We start from the raw sequence: 26,885 nt of genomic DNA, 5'->3' as shown, positions 1-26,885 counted from the left end.
AAACCGGAGGCATTCATGAGCGACAATCAGCTGTTCCAGCCCAGCGCAGCGGCCGTGGCAAGGACGAGGACCACCGCGGAACAGTACGAGCAGCTCTATGCCCGCTCGGCGAGCGATCCCAACGGGTTCTGGAAGGAGGAGGCCGGGCGCCTCGACTGGATCAAGCCGCCCACGATCATCAAGAACACGACCTTCGAGTACCCGGACGTGTCGATCAAGTGGTTCGAGGACGGCGTCCTGAACGTCTCCTACAACTGCATCGACCGTCACCTGGCCGAGCGTGGCGACGATGTCGCCCTGATCTGGGAAGGCGACCAGCCGGGCACCGAGGAGAAGATCACCTACCGCAAGCTGCACGAGCGCGTCAGCCGCTGCGCCAACGTGCTGAAGTCACTCGGCGTCAAGAAGGGCGACCGCGTCACCATCTACCTGCCGATGATTCCGCAGGCGATCTACTCCATGCTGGCCTGCGCCCGCATCGGGGCCGTGCATTCGGTGGTGTTCGGCGGGTTCTCCCCCGATTCGCTGGCAGGCCGCATCAACGACTGCGACAGCCGCGTGGTCATCACCGCCGACGAAGGCCGCCGCGGCGGCAAGACCATCCCGCTCAAGAAGAACGTGGACATCGCGCTGCAGGACGCACCCGGCGTCGAGAAGGTGCTGGTCGTCCACAATACTGGCGCCGACATTCAGATGAAGGGCGCGCGCGACGTCTGGTGGCACGAGGCGGCCGCCGGCGTCGAGCCGTTCTGCGACCCCGAGCCGATGAAAGCCGAGGACCCGCTGTTCATCCTCTACACGTCCGGTTCGACCGGCAAGCCCAAGGGCGTGCTGCATACCACCGGCGGCTACCTGGTCTGGGCCAGCTACACGCACGAGAAGGTGTTCGACTACCGGCGGGGCGACATCTACTGGTGCACGGCCGACGTCGGCTGGGTCACCGGCCACAGCTACATCGTGTACGGGCCGCTCGCCAACGGCGCGACGTCGCTCGTTTTCGAGGGCGTGCCGAGCTACCCCGACGCCTCACGCTTCTGGCAGGTGATCGAGAAGCACAAGGTCAACATCTTCTACACCGCCCCTACCGCCATCCGCGCCCTGATGGGGGCGGGCCCCGAATGGGTCGACAAGTACGACATGAGTTCGCTGCGCCTGCTCGGATCGGTGGGCGAGCCGATCAATCCCGAGGCCTGGCTCTGGTACCACCAGCATGTCGGCAAGGGCCGGTGCGAGATCGTCGATACCTGGTGGCAGACCGAGACCGGCGGCATCCTCATCTCGCCGCTGCCAGGCGCGACTGCCACCAAGCCCGGATCGGCCACGAAGCCGCTGCCGGGTGTCCAGCCCGTCGTGCTGTCGCCCGAAGGCAAGGTGCAGGAGCAGACCAAGGCGGAAGGCGTGCTGTGCATCAAGGACAGTTGGCCGGGCCAGATGCGCACCGTCTATGGCGACCACGCGCGCTTCGTCTCCACCTACTTCGAGACCTACAAGGGCTACTATTTCACCGGTGACGGCTGCCGCCGCGATGCGGATGGCTACTACTGGATCACCGGCCGCGTCGACGACGTGCTGAACGTCTCCGGCCACCGCCTCGGCACCGCCGAGGTAGAAAGCGCGCTGGTCGCCCATCCCAAGGTGTCCGAAGCCGCTGTCGTCGGCTACCCGCATGAGATCAAGGGGCAGGGCATCTACTGCTACGTCACCCTGATGGCGGGCGAGACCGCGACCGAGGACCTGCGGCTCGAGCTGCGCAACTGGGTGCGCAAGGAAATCGGCGCCATCGCTTCGCCGGACCTTATCCAGTTCGCCCCGGGCCTGCCCAAGACCCGCTCCGGCAAGATCATGCGCCGCATCCTGCGCAAGATCGCCGAGAACGAGTTCGGCGCGCTCGGCGACACCTCGACGCTGGCCGATCCTGCCGTGGTCGAGGACCTGATCGAGAACCGCCAGAACCGGTAAGGGTGGCGCTGGCGCCACCCCGCTTTCGCCGCACTCTCGGGGGATAACCGCGCCTCCGATTCCCCCGAGAAAACGACATGCGACTCGCCACGACCCTTCTCGCGACGATCCTTGCCCTGTGCGCCGCCCCGGCGCTGGCGCAATCCCTCGAGCAGATGGCCGGGCAGATGATCATTGTCGGCTTTGCGGGCGACTCCGTCGACGACAAGGGCGTCGCCGCGGTGCGCAAGCAGGTGTCCGACGGGACCATCGGCGGCGTGATGTACCTCAAGACCAACGTCGCGAGCCGCTCGGCGGTCGCAGCGATGAACGACGCTTTCCGCAAGGCCGCCCCCGCCGACCTGCCGCCGTTCATCACCCTCGACCAGGAGGGAGGTCTGGTCGAGCGACTGGGCAGCGCGGTCGGGTTCAAGGAAATCCCCGACGCCGAGACGATCGCCGCCGAGTACACCGCCGAGCAGTCGCGCTCCATCTACGAGCAGCTTGCCCGGGGCGTCCGCGACTGGGGCTTCAACGTCAACTTCGCCCCGGTGGTCGATCTTGCCGTCAACCCGAACAACCAGGTGATCGCCAAGTACGGCCGCGCCTACGGCAAGACCGCGGACGTGGTGTCGGAATATGTCGCCCAGGTCGTGGCGGCCCACCATGACGCGGGCCTGCTGACCTCGCTCAAGCACTTCCCCGGCCATGGCTCGTCGACCGCCGACAGTCATGAGGGCTTCGTCGACATCACCAGGACCTGGAAGCCGACCGAACTCGACCCGTACCGGGCGCTCATCGCCAAGGGCTACGACGACTTCGTCATGGTCGGGCACCTCATCGACACCGAGATCGACCCCACCGGCCTGCCCTCGAGCCTGTCGCCGGTGTGGATCGGTAGCGTGCTGCGCGGCCAGCTCGGCTTCGCCGGCGTCGTCATCACCGACGACCTCGAGATGGGGGCGATCCGCGATCACTACGGCCTCGAGGAGACCGTCAAGCGGGCCGTCCGCGCCGGTGTCGACGTGCTGCTGTTCTCGAACACCGCCAAGCCGCGGGCCGCGCTGGGCGCAGAGGTCCGCAAGATCCTCGTCGACACTGCGGAATCCGATCCCGAGTTCAAGGCGCGCATTGAGGAAAGCTACAAGCGCATCGTCGCGCTGAAGGCCCGCATCCGCAATTAGCGTCGCGCGTCCGTCACAGGTCCCGGGTCCGCTCTCCGGCGAGTCGAGTTTTCCCCACCTGCGGTCGATGCAGGAACGAAAGCGCTCCCGCCTCATGGGGCAAATGGGCTAAACTCCGCGTCCCGAGAACGACAAAGGCAGTATGGCATGAGCGAAGAGGGCAGGGAGGTGCGGCGGGTTCGCGCGCTGTTCATCTCCGATGTGCATCTCGGCATGCGCCCCACCCGCATTCACCAGCTCATCGATTTCCTGCGCTGGCACGAAGCGGAAACCATCTACCTGGTGGGCGACATCGTTGATGGCTGGCGCCTCGCCAAGGCCTGGTACTGGCCGGCCGAGTACCACCAGCTCGTCGAAATCTTCCTCGACAAGGCGCTGGCCGGCACCCGCATCGTCGTCCTGCCGGGCAACCACGACGAGTTCCTGCGCGAGTATCTCGGCACCTATTTCGGCGAGGTCGAGTTCGTCGATCGCGCCATCCACACCACGGCGCAGGGCAAGACCTACGTGGTGATCCATGGCGACCAGTTCGACGTCGTCGTCGCCCATGCCAAGTGGCTGGCCCATGTCGGCGACTGGGCCTATCGCACCGCGCTGCGCATCAACATCGCCGTCAACTGGGTCCGCCGCCGCATGGGCCTGACCTATTGGTCGCTGTCGGCCTGGGCCAAGCACAAGGTCAAGAACGCCGTCTCGGTGATCGGCCGCTTCGAGGAGGCGCTGACGCTCGAGGCCCGCGACAGCGGCGCCGATGGCGTCATCTGCGGTCATATCCACTATGCCGACATGCACGAGCGGCTGGGCATCCATTACGTCAACACCGGCGACTGGGTGGAAAGCTGCACCGCCGTGTGCGAGACGCACGAGGGCGTCCTCGAGCTCCTGCACTGGACCGAGGCGCCGCTGCCCCGCAAGCCGCGCCGCCTGCGCCTTCGTCGCGCCCCTGCCGTGCCGGGACAGTAGGGCGTCATCGGCCCGTCACGGCACGTTCAAGGACGTGACATGCGACTCCCGTAAACCGCACCGCATCGCTTCCCTCGAGGGTGGGTCCGATGCTCAAGGTGCTGATCGTCACCGATGCCTGGCGGCCGCAGACCAACGGCGTCGTCCGCTGCCTCGACGCGGTCGGCCGGGAGCTGATGGGGCGCGGCCACAGCGTCAGCTACCTGACGCCGGAGGGTTTCTGGACCTTCCCGATGCCGACCTATCCGGAGATCCGCCTCTCGCTCGTCACCCCCATGACCATCGCCGAGGTGATCGGTCGCGAGGCGCCGGACTGCATCCATATCGCCACCGAGGGGCCGCTGGGCCTGCTGGCCCGCTACATCTGCCTCGAGCAGGGCCTGGCCTTCACCACCAGCTACCACACGCGCTTCCCCGAATACGTCGCAGCGCGCATGCCCATCCCCGCCCACTGGACATATGGATTCCTGCGCTGGTTCCACGAGCCTGCCGCCGCGACGCTGGTTCCCACCGCCTCCATGCAGGCGGAACTCGCCGCACGCGGCTTTGCCCACACCCGCCTCTGGACGCGCGGCGTCGACCACGCCCGCTTCGCGCCGGGCGAGAAGACCGAGTTCGCGGGTCTTCCCGGGCCGCACCTGCTCTATGTCGGCCGTGTCTCGGTGGAGAAGAACGTCGAGGCCTTTCTCGAGCTCGATGTGCGGGGCACCAGGATCGTCGTCGGCGACGGTCCGGCGCGCGCCGAACTGGCGGCGAAATACCCGGACGCGGTCTTTCTCGGCCTCCGGACGGGTGACGAGCTCTCGGCCATCTACCGCTCCGCCGACGTGTTCGTGTTCCCCAGCCGCACCGATACCTTCGGCAACGTCATGATCGAGGCGCTGGCCTCCGGCCTTCCGGTCGCGGCCTATCCCGTAACCGGCCCGGCCGACATCCTCACCGATCCGAAATGCGGCGCGATCGACGAGGACCTTGCCGCCGCCGTCACTCGCGCGCTGGCGCTCGACGGCGAGGCCGCGCGCCGTCATGCCCTGAGCTTCACCTGGGCCAGCTGCGCCGACATCTTTCTCGATGCGCTCGTTCCAGTCCGGTGCAGGTTCGGCACTGCCGCCGCGGCATAACGCTCCGCACCGCGGGTGCCGTTGATTATTTCCGCGTCTCGTGAACAAGGTCGGCGCGTGCGGCGGATTCTCCCGCCTGGAGCACATTCATGTTGCCCCCGTCGTTGGCCGCGCCCCGGGTTTCGCCCGAGCTGCGCGCGGCGATCTACCATTTTGCCGTGTTCGGTTCGACCGGCGTCGCGTCGGTGTATTTCGGGATCTGGCTGGCCAACCGCGGCATCGGCCCGGACGAGATCGGCATTCTCAACGCCGCGCCGCTGATCGCCATGCTGCTCGTCAACCAGCTCGTCGGGCGCATTGCCGACCGCATGCCGGATTGGCGCGGCATGATCATCGTGCTGTCGCTGATCGCCGGCATCGCGCCGATCGGCCTGTACTTCCTCTCCGGCTTCTGGGGCATCCTGCTGGTCTGGGTGATGTCGGTCATGCCGGCCTTTGCGCTGGTACCGGTAATCGACGCTGCGACGCTGCGGATGACCCAGCGCCGGGGCACCGAGTTCAGCGCCGTGCGCGCCTGGGGAACCGTGGGCTTTATGGTCACCACCGGGCTCTCGGGACCCCTGATCGCCTGGCTTGGCGATGCGGCCTTCGTACCCATCTTCGTCGCCTTCGCACTGCTGCGCGCGCTGCTTTCGTTCCAGCTGCCGCAATTCCGGGCGGGCGAGCGGGAGCGCAAGCCGTCGGACCGCGGCGCCAGGCGCCTGCGCGAAGTGCTGAAGCCGTGGTTCCTGCTGTCGTTGCTCGGAATCGCGATACTCTACGCCACGCATGGTGTCATCGGCGCATTCGGGGCGCTGCTGTGGCACCAGCAGGGCATCGCGGAAGGGTTGATCGGGCCGCTGATCGCCACCATGGCCGCCGCCGAGGCCGCCATGATGTTCGTGTGGAGCCGGCTGAAACTCAAGGTGTCGGCTCGGCATATCGTCATCTTCGCCTGTCTCGTCGCCGCCTTCCGCTGGAGTGCCATGGCGTTCTCTCCGCCGGTGTGGGTCCTGTTCGGGCTGCAGATGCTGCACTCGATCACCTTCGCGATGGGATACCTGGGCGGCATCTACTTCCTCTCCAACTGGACCAGCGAGGATATCGCCGCCGAGGCGCAGGGCTTCTCATACGTGCTGCAGCAGGCGATGAGCGTGCTGGTCATCCTGGGCATGGGCTGGCTTGTCGCTGCCTATGGTCCGTGGGCCTGGCTCTTCGTCGGGGCCTTTGCGCTGCTCGGGGCCCTGTGCGTGTTCGCATCGCTGCGGCTGCAGCCGAAATCCAACCATCCGCTTTCCTCCGACCAGATCGCCGTCGCCGATCCGACCCCCTGAGTTGCCACCGATGTCTGCCGCCGTTCCCCTGTCGGAGCCCCGCGTCTCGCCCGAGCTGCGAGCCACGATCTTCTATTTCGTCCAGTACATGGCCGGTGCCGTGGTCTCCGTCTATGGCGGCATCTGGTTTGCCGCCCAGGGCCTGACCTCGGAGGAAATCGGCATCCTCAACGCCTTCCCGGTGCTGGTGATTCTGGTGCTCAACATGCTGGTCGGCCGGATAGCGGACCGCGCATCGGACTGGCGGCAGGTGATCGTGTTCGGCTCCGTGCTTGCCGGCATCGTCCCGCTGGCGCTCTTCTTCGTGCACGGCTTCTGGGGAATTCTGGCCGTCTGGACGCTGCTCTCGCTTCCGGCCGGCCTTGTCGGGCCCGTGGTCGATGCCGCCACGCTGCGCATGACCAATCGGCGCGGCAGCCAGTTCGGCCCGATCCGTGCCTGGGGCACGGTCGGCTACATGGTCATGCTGGTTCTGTCCGGCTTCATCATCGCCGCGCTCGGCGGCGGCATCTTCCTGCCGCTCTTCGTCGGGCTTTGCCTCGTGCGCACGGTCGCCTCGTTCGGCCTGCCCCGCTTCCGTGGCGAGAAGGGCGAAGCGTCGGTCGCGCCGCCCTCGACCGGGGCCAGGCATCTCCGCGACGTGCTGAAGCCATTCTTCGTGCTGCCGCTTGTCGGCTTCTCGATGGTCTACAGCACCCACATCGTGCTGAACGCGTTCCAGGGCCTGCTCTGGAAGGAGCAGGGCTTCTCTGAGGACGTCATCGGGCCGCTGCTGGCCGTGGGGGCGCTAGCCGAGGCGGGCCTGATGTTCATCTTCGGGCGCTTCGCCAATCGCTTTCCGGCCCGCAGCCTGATCCTGGCTTCGGCCATCGTCGCCGTGTTTCGCTGGGCCTGCATGGCATTCGAGCCCGGGATCATCCCGCTCATCCCGTTGCAGGCCCTCAACGCCATCACCTTTGCCCTGGGCTATATGGGCTGCCTGCACTTCATCGCCAACTGGACCAGCGACGACATCGCCGCCGAGACACAGGGCTTCTTCCAGGTGCTGCTGCTGGGCATGAGCGTCATTGCGCTGCTGGCTTTCGGCTGGCTCACCGGCCTGATGGGCGCCAAGGCCTACCTGGTGGCGGCCGTCTTCGCGGGGCTGGGCGGTGTCCTGATCTGGCTGTCGCTGGCCATGCAGTCGCCGAAGCAGCCGGGCGCGCCGGCACTGGGGTAGGGCCACGCCGTCCAGGCACGGCTGCCTCGCTCTGGTGACGAGAAGCCTGAGTACGGCAAAACCTTGCCCGCACCCCGGTGTCATGCCGGCGCAGGCCGGCATCCATCCCGAGATGGTTCAACACTCACAACGTGCGGCCGGCATCTCAGGCTGGACTCCGACATTCGCCGGGGTGACGTCCGATTTGGGCATAGACCTGCGCCATGGCCCAGCCAGGCGGGGCGATTCCCCCCATGTCCCGGGCACAGGACGTTCTCCACCCGAAAACCAAAGGGCCCCGCCGTCGCCCGCGAGGCCCTTGTTCATTCCCAGTGGTGCTCCGGCTTACCCGAGCCGACCGCTGGCATGGGCCAGCATGGTGTAGACGCGGCCGCGATCGCTGAGCAGGTACTCGCGCGTTTCGGCGACCGGGTTGGCACCGCCGGCGGCTCGCTTCAGGAGCTGCTCGAACTCCGCCATGTAGGTGGCTGCGGTCTTGGCGAAATCCGGGTCGCGCTGGATGCGCTTGCGGACTTCGTCATAGGTCGCCTGGCCGCCCAGCGTGTAGATACGGCGCGAGAACACGTTCTGCTCGCCGGCCTGGTAGCGCTGCCAGGCGTCGGCCAGCGCCGAGGGCTCCATCGCCTTGGCGATCTCCTCGGTCAGGGTCGAGAGGTTCTGGGGCTGTGGCGCGGCCGGAGCCGGAGCGGGAGCCGGGGCACTGGCGCCGGTGCTCGAAGCGTTGCGCAGCACATCCCGCAACCAGCCGCCGCCTTCCTCACTGCGAGCCGCCGGCTTCTCGGCCACCGGCTGCGGACGCGGCGCGGTGACGGTCGGCGCCGGGACTTCCGGCATGGCGGTGAAGCGCGGGGCCGGCCGGGCTGGCTCGGCCGGGCGTGCCGGCTCGGCACGCGGAGCCTCCTGGCGCGGCTCGGGCTTGCTCGGCGCTTCGTCGCGAACGAACGAGGCGCGCGTCGGGGCCGGCGGACGGCGTTCGTTGAGGTCGTGAGTGGCGGGCTGCGAGCGCACGATGGCATTCAGCTCGGCCAGCGCCTCGATCTGCTCGGCGACGACGCGGCGCATCGCGGCGGCACTCGACTTGGTCTCCTCCGGCAGTTCCATGACGCCACGTGCGAGTTCCGAACGCGTGTTCTCGAGCTCGGCGCCCACTTCCTTGGCGGTGGCGCGCATGGCCGAAGCCGTCTCGTTGAACCGCTGCGTCGCCGCCTCGAGCGCCTGCTGCATCTCGAGGATCATGGTGGCCTGCGTCTGGCGCAGGGCATCCGCGGCGCGCTGGCTCTCGTTCGACGCAGTGTCGGTGAACGAGCCGAGCTGCGTGGCGACGCGGTGCGACGTGCCTTCCAGCGCTTCCTCGAGCAGGTTGGTGCTCTTGCCGAGCACGCTCTGCATCTCGCTGGTGGCGCTGGCGAGCGCGTTCTGCACCTTGTCGGTCGTGCTGGTCAGCGCGCTTTCGAGCTGGCCGGTGGTCTCGCCGAGGGCGGACTGCACGCGCTCGGCCGTGCCGTTGAGCACTGCTTCGAGCTGGCCGGTCGTCTCGCTCAGGGCCGACTGCACGCGCTCGGCGGTCCCGGTCAGGACGCTTTCGAGCTGACCGGTGGTCTCGCCCAGCGCCGCTTGCACCTGCTCGGCGGTGCTGGTGAGTACCGACTGCAACTGCCCGGTGGTGTCGGCGAGGGCGCTGTTGATCGTGCCCGAGGTCGCTTCCAGCGTTTCGGCCACGTTCGATGTGGTCGAGGCCAGCAGTTGTTCCATCGACTCGCGGGCCGAGAGCAGCCGATGCTCGGTTTCTTCCACGGTATCGGAGATCGACTGCGCGAAGCCACGCATGCGGCCGTCGATTTCGTCGGCGCGGGCGGCGAAGGCCTGGGCCAGCTCGTCCATTGCCTGGCGGCGCTCGTCGAGATTGGCGAGGGTCATCGTGCCGCTGGCGGCAAGGTTCTGTGCGGCGCTGTCGAGGCTCTTGGCTTCGCTGTCGAGGTTGCCGAGCATCGAGCCGAACTCGCTGACCATCGACGAGATGGCCGACTGCAGCGCGCCCACATGCTGGGTGACGAGCCGTCCCGCCTCCTCGGTCGAGCCGATCGCCTCGCGCACCGTGGTGGAATAGGTGGCGGTCTGCTGCGCGACGCTGGTCTCGAGGTTGGCGAGGTTCGCGGTCGAGGCGTCGAGCACCTTCTGCAGCAGCATGTTGGAGTCGTTGAGCTTGCCGAGCGCCGCGGTCACGTCCGTGAGGATGCGCGACGTCGACTGGCTCATCAGGTCCTCGGCCTGCGACGCATTGGTGATCAGCGCCTGGGCCAGCACGTTGCCGTGGTTCTGCAGGCTCATCTCGAGCTGGGCGGAGCGATCCGAGACCAGTGCCGAGAACGTCTCGGTCTGTTCGCTGACGACGCGATTGATCTCGGCCACCTTGGCCCCGATCGCGTCGGCCGCTGCGACGGCCTTGATCGAGATCAGCTCGTCGACATTGCTGGAGGCGCGCTGGATCTGCTCGAGCGCGTTGCGCACGGCGACGTCCATGCGGTCGGCAGTGGTCGTCACGTCCTCGGCGATGCCCTGGGTGGCCGCAACGATGCGGCGGGAGATGGTTTCCTCGATCCGGTCGGCGCCGGCCTCGAGGTCGGTCATCGATTGCACGAGGGCCGTGTTGATCGCCGTGTTGAGCGAGGCGAGGCGCTCGGCCGTGATGTCGGCGCGGGCGGTGATGGCCTCGGGCAGCGTGCCCAGCCGCTGGTCGACCACATCGGTAATCGCCTTGCGGGCCGAATTGACGCCGGTTTCGATGATGTCGGCCGCCTTGCGGGCGCTGTCGCCCACGGTCGAGGCCGCGTCGTCGATGCGGGAAGTGACGCCGGACTCGGCGTCGGCGATCTTGAGGATCGCGGCATCGAGGCCGCGGCCCAGCGATTCACCGATCTCCGACACCTTGGTCTGGATCACCGTCGCCACGGCGCCGGCGCGCTCCGACATCACGTCGGTGACGCTGCGCAGTGTCGATTCGATCTTGTCGCGAGCCGTATTACCCTGCGCCTCGATGGTGCGGGCGAGCTCGGCCGTGCGGTCGCCGATCGCGGCCGCGATGCCGACCGTGTGGCTGCCCAGCGTATCGGCCAGCTGCTGCGTTCGGGTGTTGAGCGCATCGGCGAGCTCGGCCGAGCGGGTCGAAACCGTCGTCGCCAGCGCCTGGGTGCGCTGGTCGAGGCTGTCGCCGATCTGCTGTGCGTGCTGCTGCAGGGTCGTGTCGAGCATCTGGGTGCGCTGGTCGAGACTGTCGCCAATCTGTTGCGCGTGCTGCTGCAGCGCGAGGTCGATGGCCTGCGTCCGGGTCGCGACCGACTGGTCGAGCGCCTGGGTGCGGTTCGCGACGGCGTCGTCGAGCTCCTTGGCGCGCCCGGTGAGCACCTGCTCGAACTGGTCCACCCGGTTGCCCAGCGCCAGGTCGATGGCCTGGGCATGGGTGATGATGTTGGTGTCCATCTGCCGGGCATGGCCGGAGATGGTGGTGTCGAACGCCTTGACGTGCTCGTCGAGCGCCGCGCTCAACTCGCCATGGCGGGCCAGCAGCGTGTCGGTGAGCGTCTGGGTCCGTCCGTCCAGCGCATCGGCGATGATCTGGGTGTGCCCCTCGAGGGTATCCGAGATCTCGCGGCTGCGGTTGGCGATCGCCTCGGTGATCTGCTTGGTCCGCTGGCCGAGGGTCTCGGTCATTTCGCGGGTACGCTGCGTCACGGCCTCGTTGAAGGCCTCCGACTTCTCGTCGAGCGCCATCTCGAGCACGTTGGCCCGGGCCGCAAAGCTCGCATTGTTCTTGTCGATGGCGGTGATCAGCTTCTCGCCCTTGTCGCCGATGACGCTGTCGAGCGTCGACAGGCGCGAGTCGATCGCGGTGGCGATCTCGTCGAGGCGAGCGTCGAACTGCGCGAGGTTCTGCGAGCCGGCGCCGGTCAGCGTGACGCGGGCGCGCTCGGTGGTGTCGTCGAGAGCGCCGCTCAGCTCGATCATCGCCGACTGCAGGCGGCTCTCCATCGAGTTGACCTGGATCTGCACCTGCTCGTCGAGCTGGTGGCTGAGGCCACTCAGCAGCTGCTCGGCCTCGCGGGCACGCCCGGTGATGTCGGAAGCGATGCGCGTGCCGATCATGTCGAGCGCACTCGACACTTCATGTCCACGGTCGCGCAACTGGTCGAGCAGTGTGATGCCGCCCTGGCTCAGCAGCTTGGCGAGGGACGACGTGCGGTTGTCGATCGCGTCCGACAAGGTGACGGCGCGGCTGTCGAGGGCCTCGGTCAGCGACTGCATGCGGCCGTCGATCACCGAGCTGAGCTCCATCGTCCGGTTCTCGAACGCGCCGGAGATCTGGCCGGCCTTGTCCTCGAGCGTGATGTTGAGCCGGCTGGCACTGTCGTCGAGCGCGACGAGCAGGTGGCTGGTGCGCTGGTCGATCAGCGACACGAAGCTCTCGGTGCGCTCGCCGAATGCGCCGTTCAGCGAGTTGCCGGCCGTCTCGAGCGCCTTGGTCAGGTTGCCGCCGGATTCGACGATCGTGCCGGCGATGCGCTGGGAGATCATGTCGAGATCGAAAACGAGGCCGGTATGGCTCTCGGTGATGGCCTCGCGCACGCGCTCGGTATTGGTGATCACCGCCTCGCGCTGGCTGGCCAGTTCCTGGATCAGCGCGCGCATGCGGGATTCATTGTCCGAATAGGTGCGTTCGAGCGCGGTGACCTCGTTGTGGATCATCACTTCGAGCTCGCCGGCGCGCGACAGGGCGCGCTCGAGGCCGTCGCCCAGTGCGTTGACCTCGCGGCGCACGGCCTGGCCGACCGATGCGACCTTTTCGGACGCGGTCGTCTCCGGTTCGGCAAGGCGGATCGCCGCCTGCGTCACCGCGGCCGCGGCATTGCGCAGGTCCTGCGCACGGCGGATCAGGGTCGCGATGGCGAAGATGCCGATCACCGGCACGATGGCAAGCGCGACGAGGCCGATGAAGTCGTTCGACCCCCAGAAGCCCGCCGTACCCATGTCCGCGCCGTTGCGGATCAGCGCGACGAGGATGATGGCCACCACCCAGCCGGCCGCAACGAGGCCCGCCACCATCGTCGGCGTGCCGGACGAGCGCGACTGCAGGCCATAGAGGATCTTGGACGAGGGGAAACGATCGTCGTTGGCGACCGAGCCGGTCTGGGCCGCGAACTTGTCGGCCGTCCGCTGCCGTTCGGATCGCGGCGAGGTATCGCGCGGGATCGGCTTGGGTCCGGCCGCCGACTTGTCCGCCGGCGCCGCCTCGGGCTCGGCTGGCTTGTCGAGGTTGGCGAACACCGAGTCCTTCAGTGCGTCCTCGACTGCTGAGAATGCCAAAGTTGCAGGGTCGTTCTGGGGGGCAGCGGTCTTCTTGGCCATACTCTTTACAACTCTCGCTTCGGCAACCGGCAGGCGATCTGAGCTGTCATTGGACCACCGACCGGGTTCCGGTTAGCCGTCCAAATCGGGTAAAATGCGATTCAAAAGCCCCGCAGTCGACCCTGTGCCCCACGCCGCCGCACGCTAGGTGGACCTCAAACATACATGCAATTTGAGGCAAACCGAGTGCATTCTTAACGCAGGGTTAATTTCTGGTGGGAATGCGGCCGGTTAAGGGCATCGATAAACTTGTCCACATTCGTTTGGCGGCCCCTTCATCCGCCCTCGCTAGCCTGCTGCAGCGTCCGGAACCGGGGGCAGTCTCTCAACAGGGCAGGCGGGAATGGCAAGGAACAGTGCGGTCGGAGCGGGGCAGGCGGGATCGGCCCGCGAGTTGACGGGCGACCCCATCGACATGGTGCACCTGGACCAGCAGTCGCTGGGCGATCCCGGCCTCAGGGAGGAAGTGCTCCGCCTCTACTCGCAGATGAGCGGCGTCTATCTGTCCCGCATCGAGCAGGCGCAGACCGCCGAGGACCTTGTACGGCACCTGCATACTCTGAAGAGCGCCGCCGCCGGCATCGGCGCCTGGCATGTCCGCGACCTCGCCAAGTACGCCGAGGACGCGCTGCGTGAGGGGCATCCGATCGACCCGCATCACATCCGGGCGGTAGGCTCGGCTGTCGCCGAGTGCCAGGACTTCATTACCGGGCTCATCGTCGACAACTGAACGGGCTGCATCCGCCTAGGGCGCTGGGGCCTGAGACGTAGTGCCCGCTTGCGAGGGCAGGGGCTGCGCCGTATATGCGGCGGGACCCGTCCACAGAAGACCTCCCATGCCCCACATCACCTATGTTGAACCCGACGGCACGCGGCACGAAACCGAGGGCGAAGTCGGCTCGACCGTGATGGAAACTGCCATCATGAACGGCGTGCCCGGCATCATCGCCGAATGCGGCGGCGCCTGCACCTGCGCCACCTGCCACGTCTATGTAGACCAGGCCTGGACCGACACGGTCGGCGGCCCCTCGATGATGGAAGAAGACATGCTCGACTTCGCCTTCGCGGTGAAGCCGACCAGCCGCCTCAGCTGCCAGATCAAGGTCAAGGACGAACTGGATGGCCTCGTCGTCCACGTGCCGGAGCGGCAGGGGTAAGGTTGAATTGGACCATATAATGGTCTAAATTAATGGTCCATAATTCTGGACCAGATTTCTATGAACGTTCCTATTACGGAAGCCAAGGCGCAGCTCACCGAACTGGTTCGCCGCGCCGAGGGTGGGGAGGTCGTGGTGTTGACGCGTCACGGCAAACCGGCAGTCCGCCTTGTTCCGGCTGCGGACGCGACGCCTGTGCCTCGTAAGCTCGACCGGGCGTTGATCGACGAGATTACTCGACGTGCCGTCGCCAGGTTCAAGCCCGGCGAACTGCCTACGTCGAACCATGATGACATGTACGATGATGGCGGCCTGCCGAAGTGATCGTCGTCGATACTTCGGTACTTCTCGCCATAATCATTGGCGAACCGGAGCGCGAAATGTGCCTCACCGCACTGGCCTCTGACAGTGACAGGTACATCTCCGCTGGCACGCTCGTCGAGGCATTCGTCTCATGTGAACGAAAGGGGCTCGTTGGCATCGAGGACCTGATCGAGGCGCTGGAGCTCAAGGTCCATCCAGTCGATGCTGATGCTTCCTGGATTGCGCTTGAAGCGTATCGGCGCTGGGGAAGGGGACGGCATCCCGCCAAGCTGAATTTCGGCGATTGCTTCTCCTACGTGGCCGCCAGGCAGCTCGACTGCTCCCTCCTCTTCGTCGGCGACGACTTCTCCCAAACCGACGTCCGGAGCGTGCTCTAGGCACCGCCATTGCGCGCGGCATCGCGGCCGTGGATTCTTTTCGCCGGCTCGGCTATTCCCCCTCAATGCAATTCTAATCCGCGACCCCGGCGGGAAACATTAAAGCTATTGAATTTCAATAGCTTGTCCGCATCTGTGGTTGCGCGTATGTATCCGGCCACCGAAAGGCAGACAATGGGTGAACTGACAACATTTCCTGTCAGCTACAAGGTCGAGGGTCAGCGCATCGTCATCGTCGGCGGTGGAGAAGAAGCCCTCAACAAAGCCCGGTTGGCCATTAAGACTACTGCATTGGTAGTCATTATATCCCGGACCTTCGAGGTTGATTTCTCAGGACTTCCGGTGACGTTGCTGCCGCGCGGGTTCGAGCCTGCCGACCTCGTCGGCGCGGCGCTGGTTTTTGTCGCCGACCACGGTCCCGATGGCGCGGCTGCGAAAGTGGCTGCGCGCGCTGCGAAAATCCCGCTCAACGTCGTCGACGTCCCGGAGGAGTGCGACTTCTACACCCCCGCGATCATCGACCGCGCCCCCATCACCATCGCTGTCGCCTCCGAAGGCGATGCGCCGGTACTGGCGCGGCTGATCCGCGCCCGCATCGAGGCCGCGCTGTCGCCAAACCTCGGCGCGATGGCCCGTCTCGCCGGTTCCATGCGCGACAAGGTTGCGGCGCTGCTCCAGGGACCTCGGGCCCGGCGCTATTACGAGGAACTCGTGACCTCGCCCGAGGTCGAGGCCGAACTCATCCGCGGGCAGGGGATGCCGAAGGCGGAAGCCCTGCTGGCCCAACACGTGGAGAACGGCGAGAGTCCCGGCGTCGTCTGGCTGATCGGCGCCGGTCCGGGCGCCGAAGACCTGTTGACCCTGCGCGCCCAGCGGCTGCTGCAGGAGGCCGACGTGATCGTGCACGATCACCTCGTGCCGGCGGCGGCCGTCGAGATGGGGCGTCGCGATGCCGAGCGCATCCTCGTGGGCAAGCAGAAGGGCCATCACTCCTTCACCCAGGCCGAGATCAACGGCCTGATCGTCCGGCTCGCCAAGCAGGGCAAGCGCGTGGCCCGCCTCAAGGGCGGCGACCCCATGGTCTTCGGCCGCGCTGGCGAGGAGATCGACGCGCTCAACGCCGCCGGCATCGCCTATCACGTCGTCCCGGGCGTCACTGCTGCGCTGGCGGCGGCGGCCGATACGGCCACCCCGGTGACGCTGCGCAAGATATCGACCGGCTTCGTTCTTGCGACCGCGCACGGGGCCGAGTCGGAGGAGTTGCGGCACTGGGCGGCGCTCGCTTCTGCCGGTCTTACCCTCGCGCTCTACATGGGCAAGTCGGTGGCCGGCCAGACGGCGGCCAGGCTGATCGCCGAAGGGGCAGGCGCTGACATTCCGGTGGGTGTCGTGGTCCGGGCCGGGCGCAGGGACCGGGTTCTCTATCGCGGCACGCTCGGCAGCCTCGCCAGTGGCGACGCCGCGCTCGAGGACGGCCCTGCGATCATTTTCGTGGGCGAGGCGATCGCTCATGGCGACTGGAGCGGAGCGATCGAGATCGCGCGCTCGCAATTCAAGGTGGCATGACGATCATGGAAATCCTCACCGGCAACGAGCTGATGAGCGGCGCTACGGTCTATCTCGACCGCGACGGCCGTTGGGTCGAGGAACTTCAACAGGCCCGGATCTTCGGCAACGAGGACCTGGAGGCCAGGGAAGCCGCGCTCGCCGCCACCAGGAAGACCCTGCGCATTGTCTCCCTGGAGGTCGAAACCGTGACGCTGCGCGACGGGATCATCTACCCCGACCGCATCCGCGAGCGCATCCGCGCCGAGGGTCCGACGGCGCCGCGCTTCGACCGCCAGCATCTCGACGAGGACGGCCATGTATCGATATGACGAGTTCGACGCCGCGTTCGTGCAGGAACGCACGGCGCAGTTCTCCGACCAGGTGGCTCGCCGCCTGACCGGCGATCTCAACGAGGACCAGTTCCGTCCGCTCAGGCTGATGAACGGCCTCTACCTGCAGCTGCATGCCTACATGCTGCGCATCGCCGTGCCCTACGGCACGATGAACGCGCGCCAGATGCGGATGCTGGCCCATATCGCGCGGACCTACGACCGCGGCTACGGCCACTTCACCACGCGCCAGAACATCCAGTTCAACTGGCCCAAGCTGCGCGACGTGCCCAGGATCCTCGCGGACCTCGCCTCGGTCGAGATGCACTCCATCCAGACCTCGGGCAACTGCATACGCAACATCACGACGGACCAGTTCGCCGGCGCCGCAGCCGACGAGATCATCGATCCGCGCCCGGTTGCCGAGATCCTGCGCCAGTGGTCCTCCCTGCACCCCGAGTTCAGCTACCTGCCGCGCAAGTTCAAGATCGCCATGACCGGCGCGACGGCGGACCGGGCCGCGATCCGCTTCCACGACATCGGCCTGCAGGCGACGACCAGCAAGCTCGGGGAGATCGGCTGGCAGGTCTGGGTTGGCGGCGGTCTCGGCCGCACGCCGATGATCGGCAAGATGATCTCCGGCTTCGTGCCGCATGAGCACCTGCTCGCCTATCTGGAGAGCATCCTGCGCGTCTACAACCGCTACGGTCGCCGCGACAACAAGTTCAAGGCCCGCATCAAGATCCTCGTGCACGAGGAGGGGCTCGACTCGATCCGGCAGCAGGTGGAGGAAGAGTTCGCCCACCTGAAGGGCGGCGTGCTGACCCTCCCGCAGGAAGAGCTCGATCGCATCACCCGCTACTTCGCCCAGCCGGACTACGAGCTGGTCAACCAGACCACCGTCGACGTGGCCCGGGAGAAGATCGTCAACCCGCCCTATGGCCGCTGGCTCGAGCGCAACCTGAATGCCCACCGCCAGCCGGGCTATGTCTCGGTGACCATCTCGCTCAAGCCGGTCGGCGGCGCCCCGGGCGATGCCACCGACACCCAGATGGATGCGATCGCCGACCTCGCCGAGCGCTACTCGGCCAATGAGCTGCGCGTCAGCCACGAGCAGAACATCGTCCTGCCGCATGTCAAGGTCACCGACCTGCCGGCCGTCTACGCCGCGCTGGTCGATCAGGGCCTCGCCGACGGCAATGCCGGCCAGATCACCGACATCATCTGCTGCCCCGGCCTCGACTTCTGCGCGCTGGCCAACGCCCGCTCCATCCCGCTGGCGCAGGAACTGACGCGCAAGTTCCAGAGCCCCGAGCGGCAGGCCGAGATCGGCGACCTGAAGATCAAGATTTCAGGCTGCATCAACGCCTGCGGCCACCACCACGTCGGCCATATCGGCATCCTCGGGGTCGAGAAGAAGGGCACTGAGCTGTACCAGATCACCGTCGGCGGTGACGCCACGGAGAACGCCGCCATCGGCGACATCCTCGGCCACGGCTTCGTCGCCGACGCCGTGCCGGACGCCATCGAGCGGCTGGTCGATACCTACATCGCCAGGCGCACCAGTGCCGACGAGCCCTTCATCACGGCCTACCGGCGCCTCGGCAAGGAGCCGTTCAAGGAGGCCCTGTACGGCAATGCTTGATCTCGCGCTTTCGCCCATTCGCCAGCATAAGCCGGACAAGCTGCGCCAGCTTGGCATCATGTCGCTCAACGGCATGTTCGACGAGATGGACGGCGCCGGCGTGCTGCGCCAGGCGGTCACCGAGCTGTTGCCCGGCGACATCGCCATCGTTTCGTCCTTCGGGGCGGACTCGGTGGTGCTGCTGCACATGGTCGCAGAGGTCGACAGGACGCTGCCGGTCTATTTCCTCGAAACCGGCAAGCACTTTCCCGAGACGCTGGCCTATGTCGAGACGCTCAAGCGCCATCTGGGCCTCGCCAACGTCATCGCCCTGCATCCCGACCCGAGCGATGTCGCGCGCTTCGATGCGGGCGGCGACCTGTGGGAGACCGACCCGGACTCCTGCTGCCACATCAGGAAGACCGAGCCGCTCGACGCCAGGGTCTCCGGCCTCGGCGGCTGGGTCACCGGCCGCAAGCGCTTCCAGACCGCCGAGCGCGGCGTGCTGCCGCATTTCGAGCTGACCGCCGACGACCGCATCAAGGTCAATCCGCTGGCCTATTTCTCCGATGCCGACATCACGGCCTACAAGCTCAAGTATGGGTTGCCCGAGCATCCGCTCTATTCTAAGGGCTACAAGTCCATCGGTTGCGCGCCGTGCACGAGCGTGGTGGCCGAGGGCGAGGATCCCCGAGCCGGCCGCTGGCGCGGGCTCAACAAGAAAGAGTGCGGCATCCACTTCGATTTCAACGGAGCCATCGCCAAGCCCATGGCCGCCCAGGAACTGAACCTCTTCAAGGACGGCAAGTTCATCGCCGATCCGTTCCGTCCGTGGGTCGAGGGCGACGACCCGGCTGCGGCCCGCTACACGCACATCCCGCTGCCGGTGTTCCTCGACAACCGCGACGCCGTGCTGGCCAACCCGCATCCGCTCGGCCTGCTGGTGTCGCCGGGCGACAAGGTCGAGCTGGCCAGGGGCGACCTTGATCGCTTCGTTTCGATCGCCATCAACTTCCCGGCCTTTACCGATGGCCGCGGCTACTCGTCGGCACGCCTGCTGGTCGAGCGCTATGGCTACAAGGGCGAGCTGCGCGCCGTCGGCGACGTACTGCATGACCAGATCTCGCATATGCGCCGCTGCGGCATCACCGCCTTCGTCGTCAGGCACGAGCCGACGAAAAAGGCTTTGATCGAAGGCAAACTGGCGACGGTGGATATCTTCTATCAGCCAGTGGGGCTCACCGAGATTCCCCTGGGCACCCGGCCGTTCCTGCGTCGCCGGGCAGTGGAGAACGCCTGAACCCGCCATAACCCCGGTGTCACCCCTGCGAAAGCAGGGGTCCATGGGGCCGCCAGCGCGAGCCGGGAAATGGGTCCCTGCTTGCGCAGGGATGACATCCGAGTGAAACAGCGGCCTGCCGAGGTCGCGAGCGACTGAGAAACGAATGAGCCAGAACGAAATCGTCACCGACGTGGTCATCATCGGCGCGGGCCCCGTGGGCCTGTTCGCCGTGTTCGAGCTCGGCCTGCTCGACATCAAGTGCCACCTGATCGACATTCTCGATCGCCCCGGCGGTCAGTGCGCCGAGCTCTATCCGGAAAAGCCGATCTACGACATTCCGGGCTTCCCCATGGTCACGGGGCAGGGGCTCACCGACAACCTGATGCAGCAGATCGCGCCGTTCGGGCCCGAGTTCCATTTCAACCGCATGGTCAACTCGCTCGCCAGGCAGGATGACGGCACGTTCGTCCTCACCACCGATGCCGACGAGACCTTCCGCTGCAGGGCGGTGGTGATCGCGGCCGGCGGCGGCTCGTTCCAGCCCAAGCGCCCGCCGGTCGAGGGCATCGAGGCCTACGAGAACAAGTCGGTCTTCTACGCCGTGCGCAAGATGGACGATTTCCGCGACCAGGACGTGGTGATCGTCGGCGGCGGCGACTCCGCCCTTGATTGGACGCTGAACCTGCAGCCCATCGTCCGCTCGCTGACCCTCGTCCACCGCCGCGACGCCTTCAAGGCGGCCCCGGCCTCGGTGAACAAGATGAAGGAACTGGTCGCGGAGGGTAAGATCAACTTCCTGCTCGGCCAGATCGGCAGGATCGACGGCAAGGACGGCCAGCTCGACCACGTCCACATCACCATGGACTCCGGCGATCTCGCCATTCCGGCGACCCGCCTGCTGCCCTTCTTCGGCCTCACCATGAAGCTCGGCCCGGTTGCCGACTGGGGCCTCGAGCTCAACGACAACCTGATCACCGTCGACACCGAGAAATTCGAGAGTTCCGTGCCCGGCGTCTTCGCCATCGGCGACATCAACCACTATCCCGGCAAGCTCAAGCTGATCCTCTCAGGCTTCCACGAGGCGGCGCTGATGGCGCAGGCGGCAAAGGCCATCGTCTCGCCCGGCGAGCGCGTGGTGTTCCAGTACACAACCAGCTCGACCAAGCTGCAGAAGAAGCTCGGCGTAGCGTGATCTGACGCGCGCCCCGCCTTCGCTGTTATCCTCGCGAAAGCGGGGATCTTCGTTTGGGATGGCGCGGCGGAAACCAGAACCGAGATTCCTGCATTCGCGGGAGTGACCCGGTGGTAATAGGACGCGCTCAGCAAGCGGGACCAATCCAGCCAATGAAGATCCACGTCACCGACCAGTCCGGCGTCGAACACGAGCTCGAGGGGCTCGAGGGCTGGCGCACGATGGAAGTGATCCGCGACTGGGGCCTGAACATCAGGGCCGAGTGCGGCGGCGCCTGTTCCTGCGCCACCTGCCACGTCTATGTGGATGAGGCCTGGTTCGACCGGCTCACCCCGCCCAGCGACGACGAGGAAGACCTGCTCTACTCGACGCTCGACAAGAAGCCGAACTCGCGGCTCAGCTGCCAGATCCTGCTGTCCGACGATCTGGATGGAATGAAGGTCACGCTCGCCCCGAGCTCCGCCCAGGACCCCTGAGGCTACTGCACCGCGGCAACGGTCTCGCCGGACGGGGCGCCGGGCTGCAGCAGGCTGCCGTAGACCCAGCCGACGCGACCGGTCTCGTCGCTGACCTTCACCCAGCCGCGCACATTGTCGCTCACGTTCACCCAGCTTCCCTGCTGCAGCGTGAACACCTGCGGGAAGCTCTTCTTGGGACCCGAGCGGACATTGGCGCCGCTGGCGACCACCTGGTGCGAGAAGGCGGGTCTCGCGGTAACCGTCAGTTCCGCAGTTGCCGGCGGCGGCGCCACCGTAACGAATGAGGCGGAGGTCGCGGGCAGCGACGCCGGGCGGACGGGAATGGACTTGGCCACGTTCAAGGCCTCCGCCTTCGCGACAGGAAGGCGCACGACGTAGTTGGGCTTGAGCGGCCTCGCCGCAACAGGGGCGTTGGCGGCCGCTTCGGTGACCATGCCGGCAGTCAGGCTCAACCCCGAGGCCACGAACAGGCTGGCGCCTGCCAGTACCCCGACGAAGACCACAAGTGAACGAAGGGGAAGGGCCATGCTGCGCTCCTCAGTACAAGACACGTCTTTGGTCGAGCGCCGTGGTCAGCCGGCCGCCCCGATGCATCACATCATGTGCCTCTAACGCGGTGGGCCTGCGCGCGGTTCCGGCCGCAAGCCGTCGACACACGCAGTCCCTGGCGGGCGTTCTTCATGCTATCGGTGTCGTTGGGCGACAGTTCGGGGGGATGGCGTGGCCACAACCAGCGGCATGGCCGAGCAATATGCAGACAGTCGCAAGCTTAGGGCGCGGGCGCGGCTCCACGAGCACTACACCATTGCTGCAGAGCCCTGGTTCACCTGGGTGGCGAGCCGCCTCGGCCTGCAGTCGGGGCAGGCGGTACTCGACCTGGGCTGCGGACCGGGTTGGTTCTGGGTCGCCTCGGCGGATGTTGCTCCGCCCGGCCTGCACCTGACCTTGGCGGACCTGTCCCCCGGGATGATCGAGGAAGCGGTGAACCGCTGCCGGCCGCTGCCTTTCGCCTCGGTCGAGGGCAAGCCGTGCGATGCGACATCCCTGCCATTCGCCAGCGAGAGCTTCGATGTCGTCATCGCCATGCACATGCTCTACCACGTGCGCGACCAGCAGGCGGCACTGGCCGAGATTCACCGGGTCCTGAAGCCCGGCGGTACGCTCGGCGTCACCACCAACGGCATCGGCAACCTGCGCGAGATCTACGAGCTCACCACGGTCTTCGGCAGCGCCCCCATCGACCCGGCCGCGCAGTACTTCGGCTACGATCGGGCGGCGGAACTGATGCAGGCGCAGTTCGGGGCTGTCGAGTTCGCCGAGCACCCCGCGCATCTCGAGGTCACCGACCCCGAAGACGTCTTCATGGCGCTGACCTCATATCCGCCGGGCGACGGCGCTCCCGATGGCCAGCTGGCGCAGTTCCGTGCCGCCATTGATGCCGCGTTTCGCAGCGGCAGCGGAACGCTGAAGGTGCACAAGCAGTCCGGGCTGTTCCTCAGCCACAAGCACTAGCATTGCCGGCGCATTCATCGCCGGTTCAGAGCGACGGGCCTATTCGCCCCGCCCACATGCGGGGGGCGATCCTGCATGAGGGTGAGATGGATCTCTTCACAGTCTTCAAGTTTCTGCATGTCGCGGCCGCCATGGCCTGGCTCGGCGGCGGCGTGACGTTGTTCGCCATGGGCATGTTCGCCGCCAGCCGTCAGGACGACGCCGAGATGATGCGCATCCTCGGCAGCGTCGGCTTCATGGCCAACCGCTGGTTCGTGCCGGCCTCGCTGGTGACGCTTGTCTGCGGCATCGTCATGGCCACGCTCGGCAATCTCTGGGGCGATGCCTGGGTCGTGCTCGGCCTCATCGGTTTCGCCGCGACCTTCCTCACCGGCCATTTCGTCCTGCGTATCAAGGCGATGGAGGCCGGCAGGCTCATGGCCGAGGGCCAGGTCGCGGAGGCAGCCAACACGGGACGCAAGCTGATGCAGGTCGCCAAGTTCGACTACACCATGCTGTTCACGGTCGTGGCGGTCATGGTGTTCAAGCCCGGCTGGGGCGACCTGGTCCTGCTCGGCCTGTTTGCGCTCGTGCTGGCCGGCGCCGCGGCGCTGTTTCTCGGCAATGGCCTCCGCCGCTTCGCCCGGGCTTGAGTCCCCGAAAGCGATCGGCCCGTCTCGAACGGGCCGATTGCCTTACAGACCGAGGTGGCTCAGGCCGCTCCGGCGATCATCACCGGCGTGCTCTCGGCCGCGCGCGGCTCGGCGAAACGTCCGATCCACTTGCTGAACTGGTCGACCCAGATCAGGAGGTTGGAGCGCAGTTTCTCGTCGGTGATGTTGAACGCGTCGTCGATCGCGCCCGGCCGCGACTGGAAGTAGACTTCGGGCCTGCCCATCAGCGCCACGCCCACCACCGGCAGGATCGAGCGCAGGTGCATCTGGGCGGCGGCGGTTCCGCTCACGCCACCCGTCGCACCGGCGATGGCCCCGGGCTTGTCGGTCCACACGCTCTCGCCGAATGGCCGCGACGGCCAGTCGATCGCGTTCTTGAGGATGCCGGGGATCGACCGGTTGTATTCCGGCGTGACGAACAGCACGGCGTCGGCGTCGGATATCTCGCGCTTCAGGCGGATCACCTCGGCCGGCGGGTCGTTCCACAATGCGTCGTCATAGAACGGCAGGTTGTCGATCTGGACATAGTCGAACTCCAGCTTGCCGGCGGCCAGCTTCTCCAGCGCCTTGGCGAGCTTGAGATTCGAAGAGGTCGGGCGCGTCGACCCGATGAAAACAGCGACCCGATACATTGCGGTCCCCCGGTTACGAAATGTGACTGAGGTTCGATATGTGCCCGGTCGGGCGAGGGCGCAAGACGGCACAAGCATGTAACTCATGCCCCGTTGAGGGGCTGGTCTCTCCATTCGGCCTTCTCCCCTTGCGGGAGAAGGCAAGCCCGTGCCCTACCGCTCGCCCTTCTTTTCCGCATTCAGCACGTTGGCCAGTTCCGGGATGAAGTCCTTCACCACCGGCTGCTGCACCACCTCGAACGGCAGCGGCCGGACCACGCGCATCGCCGCGATGCCGACGCGCACCGTCATCAAGCCGTTCACCACGCCTTCGCCCAGCCGCGCCGACAGCTTGGCCGCGAGGCCCTGGCCAACCAGTTGCTCCACCACCCCATCGGTCAGCACCAGGCCCCCCGTCACCGCAAGGTGCGCGAGGATGGCGCCGATCAGCCGCCACGTGCCGATCAGGCCCGGCCGCGCACCGTAGAGACGGGCGATGTCGCCGCCCAGCCGTACGCTCTCGTAGATCACGAAGGCGATATCGATCAGGGCGCGCGGGCTCACCGTTGTCACCAGCGCCACCCGCCGCGCCGATGCCGCAGTGAGCGCGCGGGCCCGCGCATCGAGCGGCGCCATCAGCAGGCGCTCGCCCAGTCGCACATGCTCGGCGCCGTCGAACATGTGGGCCGAACTGCTTTCCAGCTCATCCCGCGCCCGCGCCAGGTCGGCGCGGCGCGCATAGATGTCGAGCAGTGCCCGGGTGACCAGCATGCCGTCCTTGTTGCGGTCGCTGGCAAGGGCCGCGAGCGCCGCGTGCCGCAGCTTGTCGAGTTCCCTGAGGCGAACGAGCGAAGCGATCTCGCGCACCAGGAGGGCCGCCACCGCAATCACGAACCCGGCCAGCACCGCGATGCCGACCCAGCCAAGCCAGGGCTGCGTCGCAAACAGGTCTGCGATCAGGCGCTCCGCCGCCAGCCCGAGTGCCAGCGACACGAGGATGCCACCGGTCGTCCAGGCCATGCGGCCGAACCAGCCCATCAGTCGGGGTGCTGCCACCGCCTCGTCGAGCGGGACGTCGACCTCGGTGATCGGCTCGATCGCGTCGGGCAGGGCGACGGCCTGCCTGGGCTGGAAGACACGTGGGCGCCTCGGTTCTTCGGAGGGACTGGCGCCACCGCTCGTGGGGCGTGCAAAGGGTGGTTTCACTTGAGCCAGTCCCCGATCAGGTAGTCGAGCGCCCGGTCGAAGCGGATATGGGGCAGCACCACGTTGCCCTCGGCATTCTTGTCGAGTCGCTGCGGCGGCATGAACCGCAGGAACTTCAGCGCCCCGGCCCGCCCGTCTTCGAACAATGCCTCCGGGTTGTCCGGCAGGTCGCCGGGGAACAGCGCGATCTCGGTGCGTCCGTCGTAGCGCACTCCATCGAGCGTCTCGCCGGCCTCCGGCGTCCCGACGATCACCTCGTGCTTCACGCCACCTTCCTCGATCACGCTTTCCCGCGTCGCCCGAACGGCGGCAATCGCCATGGATTTCGTCTCCGCCCCCGCGAAGCGCGCTTTCCGCGCCGCTCCCGCCACCAGCCGGTTCATCACCGCCTCGAGCCGGTCGTGGCTCGACGAGTGGATATGGTCGGCCTTGGTCGCCGCGAACAGGATTCGGTCGATGCGCCGCGCCACCAGCCGCGTCAGCACGTTGTTGTCCCCCTGGCGGAAGCAGCCGAGGATGTCGGTCAGCGCCGTCTCGAGATCGGCCACTGCCGCCGGCCCGGCATTGAGGGCGCGCAGCGTGTCGACCAGCACGATCTGCCGGTCGAGGCGCGCGAAATGGTCGCGAAAGAACGGCCGCACGACGATTGCCTTGTAGGCCTCGTAGCGCCGCTCGAGCATGGCGTAGAGGCTCGACGAGCGCACGGGACCCCCCGGCGTCGGCAGGGGCGCGAAGGTGAGGGCAGGGCTTCCCTCGAGATCGCCGGGCATGAGGAACCGTCCGGGGGGCAGGGTGCTCATCGCCCGCCCGTCCTCGCGGCTGAGCCGCAGGTACTCGGTGAAAGCCGTCGCCAGCCGCTCCGCATCGGCATCCGAGGATTCGGCGAGCGGGTCGCTGGCTGTGAGCTCGTTCAGAAATCGTTCAGCTTCGGGGCGAACCTGGGGCCTTTTTGCGAGTGCCAGCGCCTGCGCGCTCCACTCCGCATAGTTCAGCGACAGCAGCGGCAGGTCGAGCAGCCATTCGCCCGGATAGTCGACGATGTCGAGGTTCAGCACCGTCGGCCCGAACATCCCCGACACCCAGCGCCTCGACTGGAACTTGAGCGTCAGCCGTAACTGGCTGATTCTACGCGTCGATTCCGGCCAGTGCGGTGCCTTCCCGGTCAGCGCCGCGAGGTGCTGCTCATAGGCGAAGCGCGGCACCCCGGCATCGGGATGTTCCGCCAGCCGCGCCCCGATGAATCGCCCCTCGGTCATCGCCGCAAACCCCGGCAGCCGACCGCCGGTGAGCAGGTTATGGATCAGCGAGGTGATAAAAATCGTTTTGCCAGCGCGACTTAGCCCGGTCACGCCAAGCCGCAGCGTCGGCGTGAACGGCGCCGCGGCCGCATCGGCGAGGTTGCCCAGCGCGATGCCGATCTCGTCGGTGATGGTCGTCGGCGATTGCGGCACGA

Annotated in this window: 23 protein-coding genes; 18 read left to right on the top strand and 5 right to left on the bottom strand. The window is 66.8% G+C overall.

Annotated features, from left to right (window positions below; translation table 11 throughout):
• The first annotated feature begins 15 nt into the window (after window positions 1-15).
• The 6 genes from acs to J0I99_RS03125 all read left to right on the top strand — a co-directional run bounded on the left by acs (window position 16) and on the right by J0I99_RS03125 (window position 7,738).
• Window positions 16-1,959 (top strand): acetate--CoA ligase, encoded by a 1,944-nt coding sequence (gene acs, locus J0I99_RS03150; protein WP_291391471.1) that lies wholly within the window; start codon window positions 16-18, stop codon window positions 1,957-1,959.
• Window positions 1,960-2,036: 77 nt separating this feature from the next.
• Window positions 2,037-3,122: a glycoside hydrolase family 3 N-terminal domain-containing protein gene (locus tag J0I99_RS03145; protein ID WP_291395739.1), complete on the top strand. Its 1,086-nt coding sequence runs from the start codon at window positions 2,037-2,039 to the stop codon at window positions 3,120-3,122.
• Window positions 3,123-3,269: 147 nt separating this feature from the next.
• On the top strand, window positions 3,270-4,085 hold the full coding sequence (locus J0I99_RS03140) for a UDP-2,3-diacylglucosamine diphosphatase (RefSeq protein WP_291391469.1): 816 nt from the start codon (window positions 3,270-3,272) through the stop codon (window positions 4,083-4,085).
• Window positions 4,086-4,174: 89 nt separating this feature from the next.
• Window positions 4,175-5,206, top strand: a complete 1,032-nt coding sequence (locus J0I99_RS03135) for a glycosyltransferase family 1 protein (RefSeq protein WP_291395737.1) — start codon at window positions 4,175-4,177, stop codon at window positions 5,204-5,206.
• 89 nt (window positions 5,207-5,295) lie between these two features.
• Window positions 5,296-6,519 carry an MFS transporter gene (locus J0I99_RS03130; RefSeq protein WP_291395735.1) on the top strand — a complete coding sequence of 408 codons (1,224 nt, stop codon included), beginning with the start codon at window positions 5,296-5,298 and terminating at the stop codon, window positions 6,517-6,519.
• 10 nt (window positions 6,520-6,529) lie between these two features.
• Window positions 6,530-7,738, top strand: coding sequence for an MFS transporter (locus J0I99_RS03125; protein WP_291395733.1), 1,209 nt, complete (start codon window positions 6,530-6,532; stop codon window positions 7,736-7,738).
• Window positions 7,739-8,062: 324 nt separating this feature from the next.
• On the opposite strand, the gene J0I99_RS03120 is transcribed toward J0I99_RS03125, so the two are convergent.
• Window positions 8,063-13,138 carry a hypothetical protein gene (locus tag J0I99_RS03120; RefSeq protein ID WP_291395731.1) on the bottom strand — a complete coding sequence of 1,692 codons (5,076 nt, stop codon included), beginning with the start codon at window positions 13,136-13,138 and terminating at the stop codon, window positions 8,063-8,065.
• Window positions 13,139-13,481: 343 nt separating this feature from the next.
• Here J0I99_RS03120 and J0I99_RS03115 point away from each other — a divergent pair, with 343 nt between their 5' ends.
• The 10 genes from J0I99_RS03115 (at window position 13,482) to J0I99_RS03070 (ending at window position 21,447) form a co-directional block, all read left to right on the top strand.
• Window positions 13,482-13,868, top strand: coding sequence for an Hpt domain-containing protein (locus tag J0I99_RS03115; RefSeq protein ID WP_291395729.1), 387 nt, complete (start codon window positions 13,482-13,484; stop codon window positions 13,866-13,868).
• Window positions 13,869-13,974: 106 nt separating this feature from the next.
• Window positions 13,975-14,295, top strand: coding sequence for a 2Fe-2S iron-sulfur cluster-binding protein (locus tag J0I99_RS03110; RefSeq protein WP_291390575.1), 321 nt, complete (start codon window positions 13,975-13,977; stop codon window positions 14,293-14,295).
• Window positions 14,296-14,355: 60 nt separating this feature from the next.
• Window positions 14,356-14,619 carry a type II toxin-antitoxin system Phd/YefM family antitoxin gene (locus J0I99_RS03105; RefSeq protein ID WP_291395727.1) on the top strand — a complete coding sequence of 88 codons (264 nt, stop codon included), beginning with the start codon at window positions 14,356-14,358 and terminating at the stop codon, window positions 14,617-14,619.
• Window positions 14,616-14,996: a type II toxin-antitoxin system VapC family toxin gene (locus J0I99_RS03100; protein WP_291395725.1), complete on the top strand. Its 381-nt coding sequence runs from the start codon at window positions 14,616-14,618 to the stop codon at window positions 14,994-14,996. Before J0I99_RS03105 ends, J0I99_RS03100 begins: the two co-directional genes overlap by 4 nt.
• A gap of 174 nt (window positions 14,997-15,170) precedes the next feature.
• A complete protein-coding gene (gene cysG, locus J0I99_RS03095; RefSeq protein ID WP_291395722.1) occupies window positions 15,171-16,562 on the top strand; it encodes a siroheme synthase CysG in 1,392 nt (463 codons plus the stop codon).
• Complete coding sequence (locus tag J0I99_RS03090; RefSeq protein WP_291395720.1) at window positions 16,559-16,873, top strand: DUF2849 domain-containing protein; 315 nt, start codon at window positions 16,559-16,561, stop codon at window positions 16,871-16,873. The genes cysG and J0I99_RS03090 overlap by 4 nt, the downstream gene beginning before the upstream one ends.
• A complete protein-coding gene (locus J0I99_RS03085; RefSeq protein ID WP_291395718.1) occupies window positions 16,860-18,518 on the top strand; it encodes a nitrite/sulfite reductase in 1,659 nt (552 codons plus the stop codon). The genes J0I99_RS03090 and J0I99_RS03085 overlap by 14 nt, the downstream gene beginning before the upstream one ends.
• Window positions 18,511-19,797 (top strand): phosphoadenylyl-sulfate reductase, encoded by a 1,287-nt coding sequence (locus tag J0I99_RS03080; RefSeq protein WP_291395715.1) that lies wholly within the window; start codon window positions 18,511-18,513, stop codon window positions 19,795-19,797. Before J0I99_RS03085 ends, J0I99_RS03080 begins: the two co-directional genes overlap by 8 nt.
• Window positions 19,798-19,942: 145 nt before the next feature.
• Entirely contained in the window at window positions 19,943-20,971 is a 1,029-nt protein-coding gene (locus J0I99_RS03075) for an NAD(P)/FAD-dependent oxidoreductase (RefSeq protein ID WP_291389593.1), read from the top strand.
• A gap of 152 nt (window positions 20,972-21,123) precedes the next feature.
• Complete coding sequence (locus J0I99_RS03070) at window positions 21,124-21,447, top strand: 2Fe-2S iron-sulfur cluster-binding protein (protein WP_291389595.1); 324 nt, start codon at window positions 21,124-21,126, stop codon at window positions 21,445-21,447.
• A 2-nt stretch (window positions 21,448-21,449) separates the two neighbouring features.
• On the opposite strand, the gene J0I99_RS03065 is transcribed toward J0I99_RS03070, so the two are convergent.
• On the bottom strand, window positions 21,450-21,977 hold the full coding sequence (locus tag J0I99_RS03065) for an SH3 domain-containing protein (RefSeq protein ID WP_291389596.1): 528 nt from the start codon (window positions 21,975-21,977) through the stop codon (window positions 21,450-21,452).
• Window positions 21,978-22,188: 211 nt separating this feature from the next.
• Between J0I99_RS03065 and J0I99_RS03060 the strand changes: the two genes are divergently transcribed.
• Window positions 22,189-22,962, top strand: a complete 774-nt coding sequence (locus J0I99_RS03060) for a class I SAM-dependent methyltransferase (RefSeq protein ID WP_291395811.1) — start codon at window positions 22,189-22,191, stop codon at window positions 22,960-22,962.
• An 86-nt stretch (window positions 22,963-23,048) separates the two neighbouring features.
• A complete protein-coding gene (locus J0I99_RS03055; RefSeq protein WP_291395713.1) occupies window positions 23,049-23,594 on the top strand; it encodes a DUF2269 family protein in 546 nt (181 codons plus the stop codon).
• A 59-nt stretch (window positions 23,595-23,653) separates the two neighbouring features.
• Here the strand turns inward: J0I99_RS03055 and J0I99_RS03050 are convergent, their stop codons facing one another.
• The 3 genes from J0I99_RS03050 to J0I99_RS03040 all read right to left on the bottom strand — a co-directional run bounded on the left by J0I99_RS03050 (window position 23,654) and on the right by J0I99_RS03040 (window position 26,883).
• A complete protein-coding gene (locus J0I99_RS03050; RefSeq protein ID WP_291389598.1) occupies window positions 23,654-24,247 on the bottom strand; it encodes an NADPH-dependent FMN reductase in 594 nt (197 codons plus the stop codon).
• 153 nt (window positions 24,248-24,400) lie between these two features.
• Window positions 24,401-25,432, bottom strand: coding sequence for a YcjF family protein (locus tag J0I99_RS03045; RefSeq protein WP_291395711.1), 1,032 nt, complete (start codon window positions 25,430-25,432; stop codon window positions 24,401-24,403).
• On the bottom strand, window positions 25,429-26,883 hold the full coding sequence (locus J0I99_RS03040) for a YcjX family protein (protein WP_291395708.1): 1,455 nt from the start codon (window positions 26,881-26,883) through the stop codon (window positions 25,429-25,431). The genes J0I99_RS03045 and J0I99_RS03040 overlap by 4 nt, the downstream gene beginning before the upstream one ends.
• Window positions 26,884-26,885 lie beyond the last annotated feature (2 nt).

Origin of the sequence: Devosia sp. (genome assembly GCF_017307495.1) — a bacterium.
Taxonomy (GTDB): domain Bacteria; phylum Pseudomonadota; class Alphaproteobacteria; order Rhizobiales; family Devosiaceae; genus Devosia_A.
This window is presented reverse-complemented; position numbering and strand designations above follow the sequence as displayed.